This is a genomic window from Limnohabitans sp. MMS-10A-178, from assembly GCF_003063375.1.
Classification (GTDB): Bacteria; Pseudomonadota; Gammaproteobacteria; order Burkholderiales; family Burkholderiaceae_C; genus Limnohabitans_A.
In genome coordinates this window covers 717,619-739,794 of sequence record NZ_NERY01000001.1, presented here as the reverse complement: position 1 = coordinate 739,794, position 22,176 = coordinate 717,619, and the positions used below count along the sequence as shown (strand labels likewise).

26 protein-coding genes and 1 tRNA gene are annotated in these 22,176 nt (G+C 52.0%); 10 read left to right on the top strand and 17 right to left on the bottom strand.

All coding sequences use genetic code 11. From position 1 onward, the window contains the following. Positions 1–47 precede the first annotated feature (47 nt). Both B9Z32_RS03710 and B9Z32_RS03705 read left to right on the top strand, forming a co-directional pair. Positions 48–839, top strand: coding sequence for a family 16 glycosylhydrolase (locus B9Z32_RS03710; protein WP_233248048.1), 792 nt, complete (start codon positions 48–50; stop codon positions 837–839). A 186-nt stretch (positions 840–1,025) separates the two neighbouring features. Next, on the top strand, positions 1,026–2,009 hold the full coding sequence (locus B9Z32_RS03705; RefSeq protein WP_108420001.1) for a hypothetical protein: 984 nt from the start codon (positions 1,026–1,028) through the stop codon (positions 2,007–2,009). Positions 2,010–2,094: 85 nt separating this feature from the next. Here B9Z32_RS03705 and B9Z32_RS03700 read toward each other — a convergent pair whose 3' ends face one another. After that, positions 2,095–2,397 (bottom strand): hypothetical protein, encoded by a 303-nt coding sequence (locus B9Z32_RS03700; protein ID WP_108420000.1) that lies wholly within the window; start codon positions 2,395–2,397, stop codon positions 2,095–2,097. Positions 2,398–2,525: 128 nt separating this feature from the next. Here B9Z32_RS03700 and B9Z32_RS03695 point away from each other — a divergent pair, with 128 nt between their 5' ends. Genes B9Z32_RS03695 through B9Z32_RS03670 form a run of 6 tightly spaced genes read left to right on the top strand, consistent with a single transcriptional unit; the run spans position 2,526 to position 7,346 of the window. Then, on the top strand, positions 2,526–3,734 hold the full coding sequence (locus B9Z32_RS03695) for a GspE/PulE family protein (protein ID WP_108419999.1): 1,209 nt from the start codon (positions 2,526–2,528) through the stop codon (positions 3,732–3,734). Further along, positions 3,724–4,848 carry a type II secretion system F family protein gene (locus tag B9Z32_RS03690; protein WP_158268170.1) on the top strand — a complete coding sequence of 375 codons (1,125 nt, stop codon included), beginning with the start codon at positions 3,724–3,726 and terminating at the stop codon, positions 4,846–4,848. The genes B9Z32_RS03695 and B9Z32_RS03690 overlap by 11 nt, the downstream gene beginning before the upstream one ends. Next, positions 4,845–5,708, top strand: coding sequence for an A24 family peptidase (locus B9Z32_RS03685; protein WP_233248046.1), 864 nt, complete (start codon positions 4,845–4,847; stop codon positions 5,706–5,708). Before B9Z32_RS03690 ends, B9Z32_RS03685 begins: the two co-directional genes overlap by 4 nt. Positions 5,709–5,712: 4 nt before the next feature. Next, positions 5,713–6,327 carry a dephospho-CoA kinase gene (gene coaE, locus B9Z32_RS03680; protein ID WP_108419997.1) on the top strand — a complete coding sequence of 205 codons (615 nt, stop codon included), beginning with the start codon at positions 5,713–5,715 and terminating at the stop codon, positions 6,325–6,327. A 22-nt stretch (positions 6,328–6,349) separates the two neighbouring features. Continuing rightward, positions 6,350–7,105 (top strand): cell division protein ZapD, encoded by a 756-nt coding sequence (gene zapD, locus B9Z32_RS03675; protein ID WP_108419996.1) that lies wholly within the window; start codon positions 6,350–6,352, stop codon positions 7,103–7,105. Positions 7,106–7,139: 34 nt separating this feature from the next. Next, positions 7,140–7,346, top strand: coding sequence for a DNA gyrase inhibitor YacG (locus B9Z32_RS03670; protein WP_108419995.1), 207 nt, complete (start codon positions 7,140–7,142; stop codon positions 7,344–7,346). 6 nt (positions 7,347–7,352) lie between these two features. Here B9Z32_RS03670 and B9Z32_RS03665 read toward each other — a convergent pair whose 3' ends face one another. From B9Z32_RS03665 to secA, 4 genes are read right to left on the bottom strand one after another with little or no spacing between them, the layout of a single operon-like run. Then, the gene (locus tag B9Z32_RS03665; protein WP_108419994.1) at positions 7,353–7,850 is read right to left on the bottom strand and encodes an NUDIX domain-containing protein; all 498 of its coding nucleotides are present in this window, start codon (positions 7,848–7,850) and stop codon (positions 7,353–7,355) included. Beyond that, entirely contained in the window at positions 7,847–8,743 is an 897-nt protein-coding gene (locus B9Z32_RS03660; protein ID WP_108419993.1) for an ATP-binding protein, read from the bottom strand. The genes B9Z32_RS03665 and B9Z32_RS03660 overlap by 4 nt, the downstream gene beginning before the upstream one ends. Continuing rightward, entirely contained in the window at positions 8,740–9,987 is a 1,248-nt protein-coding gene (gene argJ / locus B9Z32_RS03655; protein ID WP_108419992.1) for a bifunctional glutamate N-acetyltransferase/amino-acid acetyltransferase ArgJ, read from the bottom strand. The genes B9Z32_RS03660 and argJ overlap by 4 nt, the downstream gene beginning before the upstream one ends. A gap of 21 nt (positions 9,988–10,008) precedes the next feature. Beyond that, positions 10,009–12,747, bottom strand: coding sequence for a preprotein translocase subunit SecA (gene secA, locus B9Z32_RS03650; RefSeq protein ID WP_108419991.1), 2,739 nt, complete (start codon positions 12,745–12,747; stop codon positions 10,009–10,011). Positions 12,748–12,923: 176 nt separating this feature from the next. Here secA and B9Z32_RS03645 point away from each other — a divergent pair, with 176 nt between their 5' ends. Beyond that, positions 12,924–13,232, top strand: coding sequence for a DciA family protein (locus tag B9Z32_RS03645; RefSeq protein WP_108419990.1), 309 nt, complete (start codon positions 12,924–12,926; stop codon positions 13,230–13,232). A 68-nt stretch (positions 13,233–13,300) separates the two neighbouring features. On the opposite strand, the gene B9Z32_RS03640 is transcribed toward B9Z32_RS03645, so the two are convergent. The 7 genes from B9Z32_RS03640 to pdxA form a co-directional block, all read right to left on the bottom strand. Next, positions 13,301–13,376 (bottom strand) — tRNA-Thr (locus B9Z32_RS03640). 64 nt (positions 13,377–13,440) lie between these two features. Next, a complete protein-coding gene (locus B9Z32_RS03635) occupies positions 13,441–13,911 on the bottom strand; it encodes a ClpXP protease specificity-enhancing factor (protein WP_199219934.1) in 471 nt (156 codons plus the stop codon). Positions 13,912–13,954: 43 nt separating this feature from the next. Continuing rightward, positions 13,955–14,566, bottom strand: a complete 612-nt coding sequence (locus tag B9Z32_RS03630; RefSeq protein ID WP_108419989.1) for a glutathione S-transferase N-terminal domain-containing protein — start codon at positions 14,564–14,566, stop codon at positions 13,955–13,957. Between the two features lie 96 nt (positions 14,567–14,662). Beyond that, the gene (locus B9Z32_RS03625) at positions 14,663–15,421 is read right to left on the bottom strand and encodes a cytochrome c1 (protein WP_108420963.1); all 759 of its coding nucleotides are present in this window, start codon (positions 15,419–15,421) and stop codon (positions 14,663–14,665) included. 27 nt (positions 15,422–15,448) lie between these two features. Next, positions 15,449–16,858, bottom strand: coding sequence for a cytochrome bc complex cytochrome b subunit (locus tag B9Z32_RS03620; protein WP_108419988.1), 1,410 nt, complete (start codon positions 16,856–16,858; stop codon positions 15,449–15,451). Between the two features lie 11 nt (positions 16,859–16,869). Next, positions 16,870–17,466: a ubiquinol-cytochrome c reductase iron-sulfur subunit gene (gene petA / locus B9Z32_RS03615; protein ID WP_108419987.1), complete on the bottom strand. Its 597-nt coding sequence runs from the start codon at positions 17,464–17,466 to the stop codon at positions 16,870–16,872. A gap of 84 nt (positions 17,467–17,550) precedes the next feature. After that, positions 17,551–18,621: a 4-hydroxythreonine-4-phosphate dehydrogenase PdxA gene (gene pdxA, locus B9Z32_RS03610; RefSeq protein ID WP_108419986.1), complete on the bottom strand. Its 1,071-nt coding sequence runs from the start codon at positions 18,619–18,621 to the stop codon at positions 17,551–17,553. Positions 18,622–18,718: 97 nt separating this feature from the next. On the opposite strand from pdxA, the gene B9Z32_RS03605 reads away from it, so the two are divergent. Beyond that, complete coding sequence (locus B9Z32_RS03605) at positions 18,719–19,870, top strand: S1C family serine protease (protein ID WP_108420962.1); 1,152 nt, start codon at positions 18,719–18,721, stop codon at positions 19,868–19,870. A gap of 14 nt (positions 19,871–19,884) precedes the next feature. On the opposite strand, the gene tatC is transcribed toward B9Z32_RS03605, so the two are convergent. From tatC to B9Z32_RS03580, 5 genes are read right to left on the bottom strand one after another with little or no spacing between them, the layout of a single operon-like run. Next, a complete protein-coding gene (gene tatC, locus B9Z32_RS03600; protein WP_108419985.1) occupies positions 19,885–20,682 on the bottom strand; it encodes a twin-arginine translocase subunit TatC in 798 nt (265 codons plus the stop codon). 6 nt (positions 20,683–20,688) lie between these two features. After that, a complete protein-coding gene (gene tatB / locus B9Z32_RS03595; protein ID WP_108419984.1) occupies positions 20,689–21,156 on the bottom strand; it encodes a Sec-independent protein translocase protein TatB in 468 nt (155 codons plus the stop codon). A 1-nt stretch (position 21,157) separates the two neighbouring features. Continuing rightward, on the bottom strand, positions 21,158–21,397 hold the full coding sequence (tatA, locus tag B9Z32_RS03590; RefSeq protein ID WP_108419983.1) for a Sec-independent protein translocase subunit TatA: 240 nt from the start codon (positions 21,395–21,397) through the stop codon (positions 21,158–21,160). 36 nt (positions 21,398–21,433) lie between these two features. Then, positions 21,434–21,793, bottom strand: a complete 360-nt coding sequence (locus B9Z32_RS03585) for a histidine triad nucleotide-binding protein (protein ID WP_199219932.1) — start codon at positions 21,791–21,793, stop codon at positions 21,434–21,436. Next, the gene (locus B9Z32_RS03580) at positions 21,790–22,158 is read right to left on the bottom strand and encodes a phosphoribosyl-ATP diphosphatase (protein WP_055359811.1); all 369 of its coding nucleotides are present in this window, start codon (positions 22,156–22,158) and stop codon (positions 21,790–21,792) included. Before B9Z32_RS03580 ends, B9Z32_RS03585 begins: the two co-directional genes overlap by 4 nt. Between the last annotated feature and the right edge of the window lie 18 nt (positions 22,159–22,176).

The window sequence follows — 22,176 nt, the reverse complement described above, 5'->3', positions numbered from 1 at the left end:
GCGGCAATCAAGTTGTTTCTCAGAATTCTGAGCCTTCGACAATTGCAGTGAATGTCTCGCAGACATCGCCACTCAACCCTTCTAGCAAGCCTGGTTGGACCCTTGTTTGGTCTGATGAGTTTGAAACAAACGGCTTACCAGATCCTAAAAAATGGGCTTTTGACACTGACCGCAATAGAGCGGGTTGGTATAACAATGAGAAGCAATATTACGCAGCCAATCGGCTAGAAAACTCTCGTGTTGAAAACGGCAAATTGATCATCACGGCCCGCAAGGAAAGGCTCACAACAGCTGCAGATTATGGCGGTCAAAACTATACATCGGCACGTTTAGTGACCCGCGGTTTGGCCAGTTGGACTTATGGTTTTTTTGAAATTCGCGCCAAAATGCCGTGCGGACAAGGAACATGGCCTGCTATTTGGACCTTGGGTGTTGGTGGCTCCAGAGGCATGGTGTGGCCAGACGATGGTGAAATAGACATCATGGAGTTTGTAGGTAGCAAACCAACTGAGGTTTTTGCAACAGTGCACACCAAAAAATACAACTGGCAAGGCGGCACACCACCGGCTTCATTCAGCGCTTCAGTACCAGATGCCTGCACCACGTTTCACAACTACCAATTGACCTGGACGCCTGAAAAAATCAGCATCGGCGTCGACGATCGTATTTATTTCAACTACATCAATCCCAAAAATGGAGATACACAGGCTTGGCCTTTTGACCGACCTCAATACTTGTTGATGAACATTGCCATCGGAGGAGATTTAGGCGGCAAAGTTGATGACAGTATTTTCCCAGTGGAATTTCAAATTGAGCACGTTCGTGTTTATAAAAATTAGTCAAAACACTTCAATGCTCACCATCGAGCCACTCAACCCTCCGTTGCACTGGCAACATCACTAGGGAAAATCCCTAGGCTAATTTGATTGCAAATTAAACACGGCAAATTTATGATCTTGAAAGCGCTTTCAGATAGCGCTTTCAACTCTATGCGTATCTGTACCTGTCATTATTTGGAGACTCTCATGAATTTCATTTCAAACCGGTGGCTACTTTCAGCAGCTTCAATTTCTGTGGCAGCACTCGTAGCCGCTTGCGGTGGCTCCAGTACCCCACCACCTGTTGCGCAGGCCACACTGGTAGCTGTTGCAACACCAAGCTCATTTCTCACATCCGGTAGCTCCACTTTGAGCACGACGGGTGGCAATGGTTCAGGCGCTGTGACTTACACAGTTGCGTCTGGTCCTTGCACCGTTTCAGGCTCCACTTTGTCTGCCACTGCGGCTGGTACTTGTTCAGTCACTGCCAAAAAAGCTGCTGATACAAGTTATTTGGAAGCGACCTCAGCAGCTATCAGCGTCACTGTCACATTGCCATACGCCGCATTAACAGTTGTGCAAGAGCAAACAGCAACTCAAAACTCATATGTTGCCGGTGATGCGCCTGCGAATGCAGGTACTGCTTTGCCTGGTAACAATTTGACCGGAAGCTACGCTTGGAACCAAGGCGGTAACGACTGGTGGTCTGGCGTAGGTACCGATTCAGTTTACAAAGGCATTGGTGCACCAGCAAATGCTGGCGCTGGCGTTGGTGTTTATGTCAAAGGTGCTGGCACCACAACATGGTCTATTGATGGCGCTACATCGATGACTGTCGGACTTGGAACCAACCCCGAATGTGTGGGCATTTGCAAAGCAACCATCATCTTGAAATCGACCACCACCGATTGCATTGCCACCATCAAGACTCCCATCACGATATTGACGGAAAAAGTGAATACTGGCACTAGCAAAACACAAGTCAATGGTGCAGTGCCAACTTACTCTTCCACATTGACCGATGCCAATTGGACTGTGACTGGTTGCTCTGCCAACACAATGACCGCATTCAAAACCCTGCGCGTCAATGAAGTTCACGCTCAGTTGTTGCAAGCCAATATGCAGTCAACAACCCCCGTTGGTGGCCCTTACGCCAATGGTGTGAATTTGGGTGCTATCAAGTTCCAATAAGCGGAAGCAAATTGTGGGGGGTCTCTTTGTTGAGACTCCAAAAACCAAAAAACCTACCGAAATAATCGGTAGGTTTTTTTTCGTCTCATTTCGGGGCCGCTTTGGGCTTCTCCCCGACTGCCTTGTCCAAGCAAACAATTTTGGCAGGCTTTTCTTTGTATTCAAACTTACTACAAACCTCTCCTGCCTCCTTCTTCCCAACTGGCTGAGGCAAAGAGTCTGGCGTTGATTTCGGCCGAGTGATGCGTTCTGGTACTGCCGATCGTTCCTGGGATTTTTTGTCATCCCCTTTTTTAGGGGGATCGCTTGCATGTGCATTCAATGCTAGGAAGGTGACCAATAAAAATACGAATTTCATGAGTTCCTCAAAGTTCAGTTTTTGAACCATGCCTGATTTTCATCCAATTTGAGGAAGAGGACAACAGCGTACATGTTCTTGCATTTCTAAATTGAACCGTCGCGATGGCCCTATTGCAAGCATCATTGAATGCCCAGTTCTCATGAAACGGCGCTCAGATGGAAATCCAATCCGGCAACCCGCCCCCCTACACAGATGCAACTGTGGTTCACTACCTGCAGCAAACTTGGGAAATTGCAGCGCTTTTGCGAGCCTCAGACATTCATTTTGAGCCATTCGAAACTTTTTACCGTGTTCGACTGCGAGTAGACGGTGTCCTGCAAGAAATCGCCGCGCCACCTTTTGAGTTCAAAGACCAAATCGCATCCCGTATCAAAGTATTGTCGCGCCTTGACATTGCAGAAAAACGCTTGCCGCAAGACGGGCGCATGAATCTGGGACTTGAAAATTCGCAGCGACTTAATTTGCGGGTGAGCACTTTGCCAACCCTCTTTGGCGAAAAAATTGTGGTGCGCGTCTTATCAAGCGATTTGGCCAAACTCAATTTGGATCATTTGGGGTACAACCCATCGGACAAGCAAAAACTACTCGATGCCATCCAAAAACCGCACGGCTTTATTTTGGTCACTGGCCCCACAGGCTCAGGCAAATCTCAGTCTTTGTATGCCTGCCTGAATTTACTCAACCGAGCCGAAGTCAATATTGCCACTGTAGAAGACCCCTCTGAAATTCAACTCCCTGGCATCAATCAGGTCAATGTGAAAGAAAGAATTGGCCTGAATTTCGCTACGTCACTGCGTGCATTTTTAAGGCAAGACCCCGACATCTTGATGGTGGGTGAAATCAGAGACCATGAGACGGCCGACATCGCCATCAAAGCTTCCCAAACGGGGCATTTGGTCTTGTCTACTTTGCACACACAAGACGCGCCCAGTGCTTTGGTGCGTCTGCGAAACATGGGCATGGCCTCCTACAACTTGGCATCTAGTATCAGTCTAATTTCTGCGCAACGCTTGGTTCGCCGCTTGTGTGTGCACTGCCGCAAACCCATGGTGGTTTCAGCCCACTTGCTCAAAGAATTAGGCTTGCAATCCATGAGCCATCAAGCCACTGCGCAGCACCATTTTTATTCGGCTGAAGGCTGCTCTCAGTGCTACAAAGGCTATTGGGGGCGTATAGGACTGTTCCAATTGATGCCCATCACTTCTGCTCTTCAGCATTTGATTTTGCAAAATGCCAGTCGACAAGAGTTGGCCACCCAAGCTGAAAAGGAAGGCGTCTGCTCGTTGCGCCATGCTGGACTATTGCAGGCTTCCCTGGGCATCACATCTTTGGCCGAAGTTCTGGCGCACACCGATGTCCCTTGATGCTGCAATGTCTCGGGCCTTGGCCAGGCGAGAAAAGCCACCTGCGAACGTTTACCCAAGCAAGTCAGTCCCAGCCAAAACACTGAGCGTTTTCACTCGGCAGTGGTCAGCGCTCATGAGTGCCGGTATTCCACTCTCGCAGGCTTTTGAACTGCTGAGCCAAAGCATTGTGGGAACACGGGCCACGCAGAAGGCCTTTGGCGCAACCTTGCAAACACTTCGCGATGAGGTCAATGCAGGTCAATCGCTGCACAGTGCTTTTCAAAAACACCCTCAAATCTTCAATCAGCATTACTGCAGTTTGTTGTCTGCGGGCGAGTCTGCAGGCATCCTCGACAGCATTTTGGATCGCTTAGCCGATACGCTAGAGGCCCAAGCCGCCCTGAAAGCCAAACTCAAAAATGCGCTCATTTATCCGGCGAGTATTCTCACCATTGCGGCACTGGTTTTGGTGGTCATATTGCTTTGGGTCGTACCGGTCTTTGAGGATGTTTTCAAAAGCATGGGAGCCTCTTTGCCATGGGCCACACAACTTTTGATCGATCTGAGCTTCTGGTTGGGACATTGGGCTGGCGCTCTTTCTGCTGGCATCTTTGTTGTTCTCACCTTGCTTCGCTGGTGGTATCAAAAATCGGTGAGATTTCAAATCAATTTTGAAAAAATGGTGTTTGCTACACCCATCTTGGGACCCTTACTGCTCACGGCCATGGCCGTCAAATGGTCCCAAACCTTGTCTGCGCTGCTCAAGGCTGGCATACCTCTCGCAGAAGCGCTTTCGCCAGCATCGGCCGCCACTGCCTCGCCCAATTTGGCCCAAGCCACGCTCACATTGGCGCAGCGCATCCAAGAGGGGCACAGTTTGAGCAAGGCCATGTCAAAATCGAACTTATTCTCTGCGATGACCATTCAAATGTGCGCCATTGGTGAAGAAACAGGGTCGCTCGACGCAATGCTTCAACGAGCTGCCAAACTCATGGAATCTGATGTGAACCAACAAATTGGCAACCTTTCCACCCTGCTCGAGCCTCTCATCATGGTGCTGCTGGGTGCCCTCATTGGCGGCATTTTGTTGGCCCTGTATTTGCCCATCTTTAACTTAGGACAAGTCTTTTGATCACACCCCCTGCATGGCCTCAACTTTGGCAGCCGCCTGGCGCCATGGGATGGGTGTTGCCCCACGTGGCAGAGGTCAATCTGTGGCACATCGTGTTGTTTGCAGTCCTTGGCTTGGTCATCGGCAGTTTTCTCAATGTGCTCATTTACCGCTTGCCTCTCATGATTTTGCGGAATGAAGAACCAGAAACGACTGCTTTCAATCTCAAAACGCCGAGGTCACACTGCCCTCACTGTCAACACCAGCTTCACTGGTATGAGCTCATTCCTGTGCTGTCCTATGCTGTGAGCCTAGGACGATGCCGGCATTGTCAGCAGACAATTTCATGGCGCTACCCACTGGTTGAAATTCTCACTGCTGGTTTGTTCTGCTTGTGCCTGCTCAAATTTGGCTTTGCTTGGCCGGCGCTGTTAGCCAGCGCCTTTTGCGCCATGCTTTTGGCCCTTGCCTGGATTGATGCCGAAACCTTCCTGCTACCAGATGCGCTTACTCAAGCGCTGCTTTGGGTGGGCCTCATTGGCAGCGCCATGTCCCTCACCCCCACCCCCCTTATGCATTCACTCTCAGGCGCAGTCCTAGGATATGGGCTTCTTTGGATGGTCAGTTGGGGCTTTGAGCAACTTGCAGGCAAGGAGGGCATGGGCCAAGGCGATCTCAAACTGTTGGGCGGACTTGGGGCTTGGGTGGGCGTGTGGAGCCTGTTACCGCTGCTGCTTTTGGCCTCCATTTCAGGGCTGATTTTTGGGGTCAGTCAAAAAATGAGGGGGCAACTGGGTCACAATGGACACTTCGCTTTTGGACCTTTTTTGGCCTTTTCTGGATTCGCATGTTTCTTTTTAGGCATTTCTATGGGAGCTTGATTCGTTGAGCCGCAAGCCACTTCGACTGGGCCTCACGGGAGGCATTGGCAGCGGCAAAAGCACGGTGGCAAGTATCTTGGCGCGCGCTGGTGCTACAGTTATGGACGCCGATGCCATTTCCAGGTCTTTAACGCAAGCAGGGGGCAGAGCCATTCCAGCCATCTTGGCCGAATTTGGCGAGACATTGATCGGCCCCGATGGCGCCATGGACCGAGAAGCCATGCGCGCGCTGGTCTTTTCAAACCCCTCCAGCAAGCGCCAACTCGAAGCCATTGTTCACCCTTTGGTTGGGCAAGTGCTCCAAGAACAAAGCAACGCCGCCGTGGCGGCTGGCCACGCCTGTTTGGTCTATGACGTGCCCCTTTTGGTCGAGTCTGGCGATCGATGGCGCCGCCAAGTCGACTGGGTTTGCGTGGTCGACTGTGAAGTAGAAACCCAAATTCAGCGGGTCATGGCCCGAAATCAACTTGGCCGCGCCGATGTTGAGCGCATCATTTCTCAGCAGGCCAGCCGTCAACAACGGCTCGCATGTGCCGATGCCGTCATTTTCAACGAAGGCATCGATTTAGCGCATTTGGAGCGCTTGGTGCATGAAATGATGACTCGCTTCGGGCTATGATCTTGTCACTGAAAGACGCAGCGTGATACTTTACGAATACCCCCTCAACGAACGCACTCGAACTTATTTGCGTTTGCAACATTTGTTTGCGCGCTTCAACCAATTGAGCCAGCGATCCGAAGCCCTCGATCACCACTACGCACTTTCCACGATTTTTGAAATCATGGAAGTTGCTTCTCGCTCAGAGCTCAAGTCAGAAATTCTCAAAGACATCGAGCGGCACAAACAGCAACTCAACGGCTACCGTGGCAACCCTTCCATTTCTGAGCAGGCACTCGACCTGATCATCGAACAACTCGATCAACGCTTTGACTCGCTCAACAACATGGTTGGCAAAATGGGCAGCGCATTGAGTGAGAGCGAGTTCCTCAACAGCATTCGAAGCCGCTCAGCCATTCCTGGTGGCACCTGCGAGTTTGATTTGCCTGCCTACCATGCGTGGCAACACCATGCCCCCGATGCAAGGCAGGCCGATTTGTACAACTGGTCGCAGCACTTTGCGCCTTTGGCCAAAGCCATTCAACTCATTCTCAAAATGATGCGCGAATCTGGCAGTACCCAGAAGGTGATGGCCACAGGCGGTCAGCTGCAACAAAATTTGCCACAGGGTCGCAATTTTCAATTGCTGCGCTTGCGCATCGACGACGGCTTGAATCTCACGCCAGAAATCAGCTGCAACCGTTTGTTGGTGGTCATTCGCCTCATGCAACAACAAGCCGATGGCAAACTGCTTGCCAGCAAAGAAGACACACCCTTTGAAATGACACTCTGCTCTTAAAACGCAGACCCTTTTTGAATCTGGTGAGAGACCCATGAGCGAGCCATCTGCCAAGCCCAAACAAGTGAAATGCCCCACCTGTGGTGGCCCCAGTTTGTTCAGCTCACAAAACGCTTATCGTCCATTTTGCAGCGCGCGTTGCAAGGGTATTGATCTGGGTGCATGGGCCAATGAGAGCTTCAGAGTGCCCGAAGACACACCCTCCGATCAAGACAATTTTGGCGATCCCAAGCTGCAGTGATGGTGCTCAGCTAGAAGCTGGGTGTGTGGCTCCTAGAAAGCCACGCTCTTCAGCCAACCAAGTCAAAACAGGCACTGTACCTGGCAATACCGGCACCACATTCAGGGGCAAGCTTTGCCAAGCAAACTGTTGTCCTTCGCGCATTTCTAAGTTGCCCTGCCAACTGTGAACTTTGCAAAAGTTGAGTCTGACCAGAGCATGCGGGTAGTCCACCAATTGTTGACGCCACATTTGAACGTCACCAATTTTCAAACCCAACTCTTCTTCGAGTTCGCGTGTTAAAGCTTGTGCCACTGTTTCGTTGGCCTCCAGCTTGCCGCCCGGAAACTCCCAATAACCTTCGTAGACTTTGCCTGCGGGCCTTGATGTAAGCAAAAACTGTTGGTGCTCGTTGATCAAGATACCAACAGCCACATCGACCGTCTTTCGATCTTGACTGCCATCACGCTGGCGGTGTGCGTCGGCCACTAAAAGCGTTGGCGTGGCTGCCGTCTCATCAGTCATAAAGATCGCTGAGTAGAAGCACCCTGCCCCATGCGACCCACATAATCGCGCGCAAACTGATACGCCACACGGCCGCTTCGGGACCCTCTCTCGAGTGCCCAGACCAGTGCTTCGGGGCCAGAAGATTGAATCACAGCCTCAGTGGCGCCCAATGAGCGCAGCCACTGCGCCACGATGGTGAGGTATTCTTCTTGAGAGAACGGGTAAAAACTGATCCACAAACCAAAGCGCTCAGACAAAGAAATTTTTTCTTCAATGACCTCACCGGGATGCACCTCACCGTCTTCGGTGTGCGTGTAAGTGAGGTTGTCCTTCATATGCTCTGGCAACAAGTGACGGCGGTTGCTGGTGGCATAAATGAGCACATTGGGTGTAGATGCCGCCACCGAACCATCGAGAATCGATTTCAAAGCCTTGTAACCACCTTCACCATCTTCAAAACTCAAGTCATCGCAAAAGATGATGAATTTTTGGGGCTGGCCTGAGACCACATCGACAATGTCGGGCAAATCGGTCAGGTCTTCTTTGTCAACTTCAATGAGGCGCAAACCTTGTGACGCATAAGCATTCAAACAAGCTTTGATGAGGGAAGACTTTCCGGTGCCCCGTGAACCCGTGAGAAGCACGTTGTTGGCAGGCAAGCCTTTGACAAATTGCAAGGTGTTTTGTTGCAGCTTTTCTTTTTGCCCATCAATTTCTTGGAGGTCAGCCAAATTCATGTCGGACACATGGCGCACAGGCTCTAACACGCCATGGCCAGAGGCACGCTTGCGATAACGCCAAGCAATGGCCTCACCCCACTGGGGTTCACTCAAGGGCTGCGGCAAGACGCGTTCAATGCGCTCCATCACGAGCACAGCGCGCTCCAAGAGCTTTTCAATTGCAGCGCTCATGATCGGTAGTCTGCGTTGATGGAAACATAGTCGTGGCTTAAATCGCAGGTCCAAACGGTGTCTGCTGCATTTCCGCGGCCCAATGACACTTTGATGGTAATTTCACTTTGCTTCATGACACGCTGGCCATCGGCCTCTTGGTAATCTGGATTGCGACCACCGTTTTTCACCACGCACACATCGTCAAGGTGCAGTCCAATCAAGTCTTGATCGAGATCGTGTATGCCTGCGTAGCCGACTGCGGCCAAGATGCGGCCTAAGTTGGGGTCGCTGGCAAAGAAAGCTGTTTTAACCAAAGGCGAGTGCGCTATGGCATAGGCAGCCAATCGACATTCTTCCGAAGTTTTGCCGCCCTCAACACGAATGGTGATGAACTTGGTGGCGCCTTCACCGTCTCGCACAATGGCATGCGCCAATTTTTGCGCGACAGACATCATGGCAATGCGCAAGGCTTTGCCATCAGCCGAATCCCAAGATGTGATGGCCGCGTGCGCTGCTTTGCGCGTGGCCATCACAATGAAGGAATCGTTGGTGGAGGTATCGCCGTCGATGGTGATGCGGTTGAAGGAGGCATTGGCCAAGTCGGTGGCCAATGCAGGCAACAAGGCTGGGTCGATGTTGGCATCGGTGGCCAAGAAGCCCAACATGGTGGCCATGTTGGGGCGAATCATGCCAGCACCTTTGCTAATACCCGTGATGGTGACCGTTTGACCAGACAACACCACTTGCGCGCTGTAGGCCTTGGGCACAGTGTCGGTGGTCATGATGCCTTCTGCAGCCTTGGCCCAGTGCTGGGTTTGCGCATCTGCAATGGCCGCGGGCAGGCCCGCCACGATGCGGTCCACTGGCAAGTTCTCCATGATCACGCCCGTTGAAAAAGGCAAGATTTGTTGTGGCTTAACTTTGAGCAATTGGGCCAATGCTTCGGCCGTCGCACGCGCGTCGGCCATGCCTTTGGCACCGGTGCCGGCATTGGCATTGCCAGTGTTGATGAGCAAGGCGCGGATATGGGTGTTGGCATTGGCCACATCAACATGCTGCAAGTGCTCGCGACACACTTGGACAGGGGCAGCGCAATAGCGGTTTTGGGTAAAGACACCCGACACAGCGCTGCCTTCATCCAACAAAATGACAGTGAGGTCTTTGCGCCCCACCTTGCGAACGCCTGCCTCAGCAATGCCCAAGCGAACACCCGGAACAGCCAACACATCGGCGGGCTTGGGTGCTTGAAGATTCACTGTCATGAAAACCCTTTAGAAAAGCGTTTATGCCAATTTGCCGTGGCAGAACTTGTATTTTTTACCACTGCCGCACGGGCAGGGTTCGTTGCGACCCACAGGCGCGAACACCGCACTTGGGGAATCTGATTGAGTTTGCGGCTCGCCTTTTTCATCCGGCGCGGTGTAGGTGACATTGCTGATGTTTTCAGCACGCTCCTCCAAGACTTGCGCCGCTTCTTCAATTTGCGCAGGTGATTCAATTTTGACGTTCATCAAAATGCGTGTGACTTCATTTTTCACAGAGTCAAGCAATTGACCAAACAGTTCAAAGGCTTCGCGTTTGTACTCCTGCTTCGGTTGCTTCTGCGCATAACCTCGCAAATGAATACCTTGGCGCAAATAGTCTAAGGAGCTCAGGTGCTCGCGCCAGTGTGTGTCGATGCTTTGCAACAACACCACCCGCTGGAACGGCACAAAGTTTTCAACACCCACTACATCCAATTTTTCTTTGAAGACATTGTTGGCTGCTTGCACAACCATTTCCAAAATTTCTTCATCTGTGATGGCCGTGGCGGCCGCTACTTTTTCGCGCAGCGGCAATTCAATTTGCCAATCGTCTCTGAGTACACGCTCTAGGCTCACCAAGTCCCACTGCTCTTCTACGCTTTCTACTGGTACATACTGGCGCACCAGGTCTGTGAAACAACCCTCGCGCAGTCCCGTGATTTGGGCGTCCATTTCGGCGGCATCCAAGATATCGTTGCGCTGTTGGTAAATAACCTTGCGCTGATCGTTAGACACATCATCGTATTCGAGCAATTGTTTGCGCGTGTCAAAGTTGCGCGCCTCTACTTTGCGCTGCGCGCTTTCAATGCTGCGCGTCACCATGCCGGCTTCAATGGCTTCGCCTTCGGGCATTTTGAGGCGGTCCATGATGGCGCGCACCCGATCGCCCGCAAAAATGCGCATGAGTGGATCGTCCAAGCTCAGGTAAAAACGCGAAGAGCCTGGGTCGCCCTGACGGCCAGATCGACCGCGCAATTGATTGTCAATACGGCGTGACTCATGGCGCTCAGTGGCAATGATGCGCAAGCCACCCAAAGACTTCACTTGCTCATGCACCGTGAGCCACTCGGTGCGCATGGCTGCCACTTTCGATTGACGATCGGTTTCGTTTAAATTCTCATCGAACTCAATAGCCTGAATGTCTTTTTCAATGTTACCGCCCAGCACAATGTCGGTGCCGCGGCCTGCCATGTTGGTGGCAATGGTGATCATGCCAGGGCGGCCTGCTTGGGCAATGATGTCGGCCTCGCGTGCATGTTGCTTGGCATTGAGCACCTGATGAGGTAACTTGGCTTTGGTGAGCAATTCAGAAATGAGTTCTGAATTTTCAATGGAGGTGGTGCCTACCAACACCGGTTGGCCACGCTCAAAACATTCGCGAATGTCAGCAATGGCAGCGTTGTATTTTTCTGGCGCCGATTTGTAAACGCGATCGAGTTGGTCTTGTCGGCGGCTGACGCGGTTTGGTGGAATGACCACGGTTTCCAAACCATAAATTTCTTGGAACTCGTATGCTTCGGTGTCGGCTGTACCGGTCATGCCACCCAACTTGCCATACAAACGGAAGTAGTTTTGGAAGGTGATGGAAGCCATGGTTTGGTTTTCAGCCTGAATGGCCACACCTTCTTTGGCTTCGACCGCTTGGTGCAATCCATCGCTCCAGCGGCGACCCGTCATGAGTCGGCCAGTGAACTCGTCGACGATCACAATCTCGCCATCTTGCACCACATAGTGCTGATCGCGGTGGTAGATGTGATTGGCACGCAAGGCTGCCGTGAGATGATGCATGAGCGCAATGTTGGCGGGGTCATAAAGACTTGCGCCTTCAGGGATGAGCCCTGCGCTGGCCAAAATGCTTTCGGCCTTTTCATGACCCTGTTCGGTCAAGAACACTTGGTGTGATTTTTCGTCAACCGTGAAATCGCCTGGCTTGGTAATGCCCTCACCTGTGCGCGGATCTGCTTCACCTTCTTGGCGCGTCAGCATGGGCACCACTTGATTCATGGCTTGGTATTGCGCGGTGTGATCGTCGGCTTGACCGCTGATGATGAGCGGCGTGCGCGCCTCGTCAATCAAAATAGAATCAACTTCGTCGACGATGGCGTAGTTGAGGCTGCGCTGTACACGGTCTTTGGCTTCATAGACCATGTTGTCGCGCAGATAGTCAAAGCCAAATTCGTTGTTGGTGCCGTACGTGATGTCTGAGTTGTAGGCGGCCTGCTTTTCTTCGCGCGAGAGCTGTGACAAGTTGATACCAACACTCATGCCCAAAAAGTTGTAGAGCTTGCCCATCCACTGTGCATCGCGGCTGGCCAAGTAATCGTTGACCGTGACCACATGCACGCCTTTGCCAGGCAATGCATTCAAGTACACCGCCAGAGTGGCTGTCAAGGTTTTGCCCTCACCGGTGCCCATTTCAGAAATCTTGCCTTTGTGCAGAGAAATACCGCCCAACATTTGCACATCAAAGTGGCGCATCTTCATGACACGCTTGGAGCCCTCACGGACCACTGCAAAAGCTTCGGGCAAAATTTTGTCCAAAGTTTCACCTTGCGCCACCCGAGTACGAAACTCATCGGTTTTGGCACGCAATTGTTCATCGCTTAAAGCTTCGTACTGAGCTTCTAAGCCATTGATGAGCACCACAGTTTTGCGGTACTGTTTGATCGTGCGGTCGTTGCGACTGCCGAAAATTTTGGTAAGAAAATTGATCGCCATGGTGACACGGGTATGTCTATGCCAATAAAGCAAAGACCGGCCCGAAAATCCTGTCTTAAAGTGGATTCAAAAGCACCCGCGCTCAGAGCGCAAGTGAATGCGCCATTTTAACTGCTGAGTTCGACCAGATTTTCCTTATTTACCTCAGATTCACAGGGCTCTCGCATAATGGCGGCATGGCAAAAATCAATCAGGCAATCACGCTCATGGAAGCCGCCCAGGAATCGCCCAGTTTGGCGCGCCTGACGGAGCTCACCCGAGAGTCGAGCCTGAGGCTCAAAAGCCTGCAAACGCTCATACCTGATCCCTTGCGAAATGCCATCCAGGCGGGGCCCATTGAAGGCTCTGAATGGTGCTTGCTGGTCAATTCCAATGCCGCCGCCGCCAAACTGAGGCAGATGCTGCCAGCCCTTCAAGCTCACTTGAACAGCCACGGGCATGGCGTTGAAAAAATTCGGCTGAAAATACTTCAAAACCCCCGCTGAAAGCGTTTGGCTTCTAGGCTTGCAAAATTCAGGCGAAAAAAAACCAGCTAAAAAGCTGGTTTTCAAAATGGTGCCGCTTGTCGGATTCGAACTGACGACCTACCGCTTACAAGGCGGTTGCTCTACCAACTGAGCTAAAGCGGCACGGGCTGAATTGTAAGTCAATAATCAGCTGTTTTGCAGACAAGTGCTGGGTTTTTGGCTGCGCTTATTTGATTCTGGTAAGCGTGGGCCGCGACGGCGGAGGTGGCTCAGGTTTGTCTGCATCACTGGCAGATGAAGATGCGGATACAGACGAAGCCGCATCCGGCACCTTGTGCAACTTGTCCATACCAACCACCGTAGCTCCCATGGGAGAGTCTGTGACAGGAAAGGACATGCCCTGGCCATTTTCACGTGCATAGATGGCCATGACGCGATGGATAGGCACCATGATGTCACAGGGCTTGCCACCAAACCGGGCTTTGAATTCGATGAACTCATTGCCCAACTGCAAAGAACTTGTGGCATCAAAACTGATGTTGAGCACGATCTCACCACCTTGCACAAATTCACGGGGTACTTGAACAGAACCGTCCACTTTGACCGCCACATAGGGCGTGAAAGAGTGATCAGTACACCACTCATACATCGCCCGAATAAGGTACGGGCGCGTAGAGGGAGATTCAAGTGCGTTCATCACCATAAAAATCTCATTTACAAATGATTCCGCAAACAGCCAATTACTTGCGCATGACCTTTTCGGAAGGAGTGAGTGCCTCAATGTAGGCAGGGCGAGAGAAGATGCGTTCTGCATACTTGAGCAAAGGCGCAGCATTTTTGCTGAGGTCGATGCCGTAAAAGTCGAGGCGCCAGAGCAAGGGTGCAATGGCCACATCAAGCATGGAGAAGTTGTCGCCCAGCATGAATTTGTTTTTCAAGAACACAGGCGCCAATTGGGTCAAGCGGTCGCGGATGTGCGCGCGGGCTTTTTCCAAAGCTTTGTCGTTTCCCTTGAGTGTGCGGTTTTCCAGGGTGGCCACATGCGTGAACAACTCTTTTTCAAAGTTGAGCAAGAACAAGCGAACGCGTGCACGGTCGACGGGGTCGCCGGGCATGAGCTGTGGATGAGGGAAGCGCTCATCAATGTATTCGTTGATGATGTTGGACTCGTACAAAATCAAATCGCGTTCCACCAGAATAGGCACTTGGCCATAGGGGTTCATGACGTTGATGTCTTCTGGCTTGTTGTACAAATCGACATCGCGAATTTCAAAGTCCATGCCTTTTTCAAACAACACAAAACGGCAACGGTGAGAGAAAGGGCAGGTTGTACCTGAATAAAGCACCATCATGGTGAAGGCTCCTAAAAATCAAAAAGAGTGGGAAGCCACCGGGTTGGCAGGCCTGCCCACTCCATCAATTCGGGCATAGGCCCGAATAACGAGTTGTTACTTGATGTCTTTCCAATATGCAGCGTTCAAGCGCCATGCAATGAAAGTGAAGATAGACAAGAAAATCAAGACCCAAACGCCAATGCGCATGCGGGTATTTTGCCCAGGCTCAGCCATCCATTGCAAGTAGTTGACCAAATCGCCAATCGCTTGATCGTATTGCAGAGGTGTGAGGGTGCCGGGCTTTTCAGTTTTCCAACCTGTAAATACTTGTACCGCTTGTCCATGCGATTGACGCTCTTCATAAACTGGCGAACGCTCACCTTGCAGCTCCCAGAACGGGTTGGGCATACCGACGTTGGGGAAGGCCAAATTGTTCCAACCAGTGGGTTTGGTTTCATCGCGATAGTAAGTGCGAAGGTAGGTATAGAGGTAGTCTGCACCCGTGCCATCTTTGCCAGAACGTGAACGAGCCACCAATGTCAGATCGGGGGGCACTGCACCAAACCAGTCTTTGACTTGCTTGGGATCAGAATTGACCTTCATGGTTGCCCCCACTTTGTCGGTGGTGAACAAAAGGTTGTCTTTGATCTGCTGGTTGGTTAAGCCAATGTCTTGCAAGCGGTTGTAACGCATGAAGGCTGCAGAGTGGCAGTTCAGGCAATAGTTGACAAACAACTTGGCGCCGTTTTGCAAAGAAGCGAGGTCATTGGTTTTACCGGGCGCTTTGTCCCAAGGGATGGTGTTGCCGCCCGCAGCATGTGCACCCGTGATACTTGACAAAACCAAGCACAAAGCCAGTGCCAATTTTTGAATTGATTTCATTTCCAAATACTCCTGGGCTTAGTGCGCAACGAAAGTGACGCGGTCAGGTACAGGCTTAGGTGTACCCAACTTGCTCCACCAAGGCATGAGCAAGAAGAAGCCGAAATAGAACATCGTGCCCACTTGGGAAACACGCTCACCGATGGGTGAAGGCGGTTGCACACCCAAATAGCCCAAGATCAAGAAGTCAATGACGAACACGGCGTACACATACTTGTGCCAGTCGGGACGGTAACGAATTGATTTGACAGGACTGTGGTCAAGCCAAGGCAAGAAGAACATGATGATGACCGCACCACCCATGACCACCACACCCCAGAACTTGGCATCAATGCCGTACATGAGGGCAGAAATGACCACTGCGCCGCCAACAACACCTGCTTTGAGAATAGTGGGCATGGCGTTGTTTTTGACTGCCAAAAATGCACCCAGCAAGACGCAAGCGATGAGGACATACATCATCTCGCCAGTGATGGCGCGCAACATGGAGTAGTAAGGTGTGAAGTACCAAACTGGCGCAATGTGCAGAGGTGTCTTGAGCGGGTCGGCTGGGATGAAGTTGTTGTACTCCAAGAAGTAGCCACCAAACTCGGGCGCAAAGAACACAATGGCGGAGAACACCATGAGGAAAATGCTGACAGAGAAGATGTCGTGCACGGTGTAGTAAGGATGGAATGGAATGCCATCTAAGGGATGACCATTGGCATCCTTGGGTGCACCGGGAGCCTTGATTTCAACACCATCGGGATTATTGGAGCCCACTTCGTGCAACGCAATGATGTGCGCCACCACCAAGCCCAACAGAACCAAAGGCACTGCAATGACGTGGAAGCTGAAGAAGCGGTTCAAAGTAGCATCGCCCACCACGAAGTCGCCGCGAATGAGCAAAGCCAAATCGGGACCAATGAAGGGAATGGCAGAGAACAAGTTGACAATCACTTGGGCGCCCCAGTAGGACATTTGGCCCCAAGGCAACAAGTAGCCCATGAAAGCTTCGGCCATGAGGCACAAGAAAATAGCGCAACCGAAAATCCAAACCAGTTCACGGGGCTTGCGATAGCTGCCGTACATGAGACCGCGGAACATGTGCAAGTAAACCACCACGAAGAACGCAGAAGCGCCCGTGGAGTGCATGTAGCGAATGAGCCAACCCCATGGCACATCGCGCATGATGTACTCGACGGAGGCAAACGCCAAATCGGCGTCAGGTTTGTAATGCATCACCAAGAAAATGCCAGTGACGATTTGGATGACGAGCACGAGCAATGACAAGGCGCCAAACACATACCAAATGTTCAAATTTTTGGATGCGTAGTACTCGCTCATGTGAGCTTTGAACAACGAAGTTGCTGGGAAGCGGTTATCAACCCAGTTCATGAGTTTTTCGCCAGCAGAGGCGTTGGGGGAAATTTCCTTGAATTCAGCCATGTTGGTTTGCCTCAAGCCTTCTTGTCTTCACCGATCAGCAACTTGCTGTCGGACAGGTACATGTGGGGGGGTACTTCCAAGTTGTCTGGCGCGGGCTTGTTTTTAAAAACGCGACCAGCAAAGTCAAAGGTAGAACCGTGGCATGCACACAAGAAACCACCTTGCCAATCGTCTGGCAATGAAGGCTGTGGGCCTGTTTGGAATTTGTCGCCAGGCGAGCAACCCAAGTGGGTGCAAATACCAACAGCCACCATGAACTCAGGCTTGATAGAGCGATGGGTGTTTTTTGCGTATTCGGGTGTAGGGTAGGCCTGGCGGTCGGAGGCTGGATCGGCCAATTGACCATCGAGCTTCTTCAAAGCTTCAACCTGCTCAGGAGTGCGGCGCATGATCCAGACGGGTTTGCCGCGCCACTCAACGGTGAGTTTTTCACCGGGTTTGACATCGGAAATATCGACTTCAACAGCAGCGCCGGCGGCTTTTGCGCGCTCGGAAGGCTGGAAAGTGCTGACAAAGGGGGTGGCGACGAAGCCTGCGCCTACGGCGCCAGCGCAAGTAGAGGCAATGAGCCACGTTCTTTTGCTGCTGTCGACTGGGGTATCACTCATGAGAATCCTCTAGCGAATCGGTATCAGGGTTTAGCCTCGGATTGTAGCCGACTGCGGGGGGCTTTTTCTAGACCCTGACTCGACTCAGGGAATCAATTGGCGCGCCATTTTGAGGGCCGCCATCATGCTGGAGGCATCTGCACGGCCTTGCCCGGCAATGTCAAAAGCGGTGCCGTGATCGGGGCTGGTTCGCACCAAAGGCAAGCCCAGCGTGACATTGACGCCCTGCTCTATGCCCATGTACTTCACGGGAATCAGGCCTTGATCGTGGTACATGGCTAGCACCACATCAAATTCTGGGGTTGCATGGGGCTTTTGTCGCGCCCGCATGAAAACGGTGTCTGGGGCAAAAGGCCCTAGCGCTAGGACGCCCTCCGATCTGGCTTGTGCCATGGCGGGTTCAATGATGTCAATTTCTTCACGGCCAAACAAGCCCCCCTCACCAGCGTGAGGGTTGAGCCCAGCCACCGCTATTTTGGGCGCTCGTCCCAATACCAAGCGAAGTGAGTGATGGGTGATGCGCAGGCTTTCAAGCACGTTGTCGTACGTAACCGCCTCAAGGGCTTGCCTAAGGGCCACATGAATGCTCACCAGCACCGTTCGCAGCTCATCGTTGGCCAACATCATTCTCACCGGCATGTGTGTCAATGAAACACCTTGGTGCGCGGCTGCTTCAAACTGCAAAAGCTCTGTATGACCTGGAAATTGATTAAAGGGCGCGCCTGCCGCAGAGAGGGCTTCTTTGTGAAGCGGCGCGGTAACCATGGCGGCAATCTCTTTTCGAAGCGCCGCTTGGGCCGCCCACACCACACACTCGCCTGCAAATCGACCCGCTGCGGCTTGGACTGAGCCGTAAGCTGGCTCCTTGCGATTCGGAAGATACTCGGCAACTTGCATCACAGGCAACACACCCGTGGGCAAACCAAGCGCTTGCGCCAGCTTTTCGATGACTTTGATTTGAAGTTTTTGAGCTTGTGGGTCGACCAACTTAGCGGCCTGCTGCATCACCTCCACATCACCTGCCACAAAACATGCTTGAGTGACAGGCTTGGCTTGGGGTGTCAAAACGTCGTTCAAGAATGCACGCGCAATGACCTCAGGGCCAATGCCGCAAGGGTCTCCTGGCGTGATAGCAATAATGGGCAGAGTCGACATAATGAGTTAGGTGCTTGGCCTTACATGGCCAGCTAACGTATTGTCAACGAAGTCTGGCTTTGTGCGCGCTATTCAAGTTCAGGCCACAATGCACAACATGAAAAGATTTTGGCTCCTTTTTTCCCAGTCCGTGACCGTGCTCTTGGCCGCGTGGTTCATTGTTGCAACCCTCCAGCCTGGGTGGCTCAAGGAAGTCGACAACGCCAAAACCGTCGCCCTCACCCAAGCCCGAATCGAAGGGCTGTCAGACGGCATGCCGGGTGGCAGTTTTAGACTGGCTGCCCAAAAAGCCGCACCGGCCGTGGTGAGCATCAATGTGCAGCAAAAGGCCAGAAGCAAAAATCGCCGCGCAGACCCCTGGTTCCGTTTTTTTGAAGAGCCCGAAGACGAGTCATCTGGCGCTGGCATGGGCAGCGGTGTGATTGTCAGTCCAGACGGCTACATCCTTACCAACCACCACGTGATCGAGGGAGCTGAAGGCATTGAAGTCACGCTCAACGATGGCCGCAGCGCCATGGCCAAAGTTATTGGCACCGACGCCGAGACAGATCTGGCCTTGCTCAAAATTGACTTGCCCAAACTGCCCAGCATCGTGTTGGGTCAAATGGAGAGTTTGCAAGTGGGAGACGCCGTTTTGGCCATTGGCAATCCCTTTGGTGTTGGCCAAACCGTCACCTCTGGCATTGTGAGTGCTTTGGGACGCAAACAATTGGGCATCAACACCTTTGAAAATTTCATTCAAACCGATGCCGCCATCAACCCTGGCAACTCTGGTGGTGCGTTGGTCGATGCCAACGGTTTGCTAATGGGCATTAACACGGCCATTTATTCTCGCTCGGGTGGCAACTTGGGCATTGGCTTTGCGGTGCCTGTCTCTACGGCCACTCAGGTCATGGCTGCCTTGATCAAAGATGGCAAAGTGACCCGAGGTTGGATTGGTGTAGAGCCGCGGCCCTTGACGGCTGAAATTGCCGAGAGTTTTGGCATTCCCAAAGACAAGGCTACGGGTTTGTTGCCACAAGGTGTTTTGATCAATGGTGTCTTGCAAAACAGCCCCGCAGCCAAAGCCGGCATTCAACCTGGCGATTTGATTTTGAAGGTGGCCGGTGAAGTAGTTTCAGATGTACCCGAAATGCTGACGCGTGTAGCAGCATTAAAACCTGGCGAACCGGCAAGCCTTGCTGTACAGCGCAACGGCAAGTTGATGGAAATTCGGGTTACGCCGGGTACCAGGCCAATAAGACCTTAAAGTCAAAGCCCCGTTCAGTCGGCGGCCTTAGTGGCTTCGTCTTCTTTGGGTGCCTGCGTGTGCTTGATGAAAATTTGTGCGGCCCAAATTCCAACTTCGTAAAGCAAACACATGGGAATGGCCAAAGCAAGTTGTGACACCACATCGGGCGGTGTGACGATGGCTGCAATGACAAAAGCCAGAACCACGAAGTAGCCTCGGAAATCTCTGAGCTTTTCGATGGTGACAATATTGAGTCTGGCCAATACCACCACAGCAATAGGCACTTCAAAGGCCAAGCCAAAAGCCAAAAACATGTTCAAGACAAAGCTCAAATAGGCCTCGATGTCTGGTGCAGCGGTAATGCTTTTGGGGGCGAAGCTTTGGATAAAGGCAAAGACTTGTCCGAACACAAAGAAATAACAAAATGCAACGCCAATGAAAAACAACAGCGTGCTAGAAACCACCAGCGGCATGACCAAGCGTTTTTCGTGGGTGTACAAACCAGGGGCAATGAAGGCCCAGACTTGATAAAGCACCACGGGCAAAGCCAACAAAAACGCCGCCATCAAGAGTATTTTGAGGGGCACCATGAAGGGTGAAATAACCGAGGTAGCAATGAGGTTGGTTCCTGCAGGCAAATGGGCCACCAAGGGGGCTGCCAGCAAGTCATACAGTTCTGCTGGGCCAGGATAAAGTGCCATCAAACCGGCTGCAATGCCAATGGCGGCCATGGCGCGCACCAAGCGGTCGCGAAGTTCCATCAAATGGGTGACAAAGGGCTGCTCTGTGCCAGCCAGTTCGTCTTCGGTCTTGGATTTTTGATCGGACACTGAAAATTAACCTAATCGGGTGGGCCGGTAACGCGCCACTCTGGCTGCACCCGACAATGTTTTGGTTCTGACACCAGCACGCGCTTTGTACCACTGAGGCACAGCGGCTTGCTTCAAACGAAATTTTTTACCAGGATGCTTGTAAACCGGCGGCGGCGGCACCCATGGCGTGTGGTTGGGCTCGGAGGTGATACTGGCCGTGGTTTCAGCCCATTGCTTTTCAAAATCGACGGCCGACGATTGCACAGAGCCTTCAAGGTCTTTAGCTGCACCTTCCATGGACTCTTTCATTTTCTTGAGCTCATCCAAATCCATGGTGCGATTGACCTCAGCTTTCACATCAGAAATGTAACGCTGAGCCTTGCCAAAGAGATTGCCCAAGGTCCGCGCCACGCGCGGCAATTTCTCAGGGCCGATGACGATCAACGCCACCACCCCGATGAGGGCTATTTTGGAAATGCCAAGGTCGATCAAATCAGGACTTTGTCTTAGCTTCCACGTCGATCGTGGTTTTTTCAGCCGCAGTCGAAGCGGCTACTTGAGCGGCCGGCTTTTCATCGGTGGCCGCAGGGGCATTTGGATCTTTCATGCCGTCTTTGAAGCCCTTGACAGCGCCGCCCAAGTCGGAACCCATGTTTTTCAGCTTTTTAGTGCCAAAAACCATGACCACGATTAACAAAACGATGAGCCAGTGCCAAATAGAAAATGAACCCATGGAGATCTCCTAACAATGATTGGTGATTCTAAGCGTTTAACCGCGAAGCCAAGGGCGAGGTCCGCCCATGACATGGAAATGCAAATGGTGAATTTCTTGTCCACCTTCAGATCCGGTGTTGGTCACAATTCTGTAACCACCCTCAGGATAAGGGCGACAGCCCTGTTCCAAAGCCAGTTTAGGGGCTAAGGATATGAGATGACCCATTAAGTCCGAATGTTCAGGGGTAATTTGCGCCATAGATGGGATGTGCAGCTTAGGCACCATCAAAAAATGGACTGGCGCCCACGGTGCGATGTCGTGAAAAGCAAACACATGTTCGTCTTCATAGACCTTCTTAGAAGGTATTTTTCCTGCAATGATTTTGCAAAAGAGGCAGTTCGGGTCGTGCATCATTCACCTGTTTTTTCACGTTGTTCGGCTTTGCGGAGGGCTTTTTCCTCCAAGCCACTGAGGCCTTCACGGCGACTGAGTTCAGCCACCACATCGGCGGGCGACAAACCATAATGGGCCAAAGCAATCATGCTGTGAAACCACAAATCGGCCACCTCACCCACCAGTTTGTGCGCTTCGCCGCCATGGTCCATGTCTTTGGCCGCCATCACGGTTTCGGTGGCTTCTTCGCCAATTTTCTTCAAAAAGGCGTCTGGCCCTTTGTGCAATAGGCGCGCTACATAGCTTTTTTCGGGGTCGCCACCGTTGGCCGGTTTGCGACTTTCAATCACGGCCGCTAGGCGGGCCAAAGCATCGGTTGAACTCATGATTTTGGCAACGAGTGC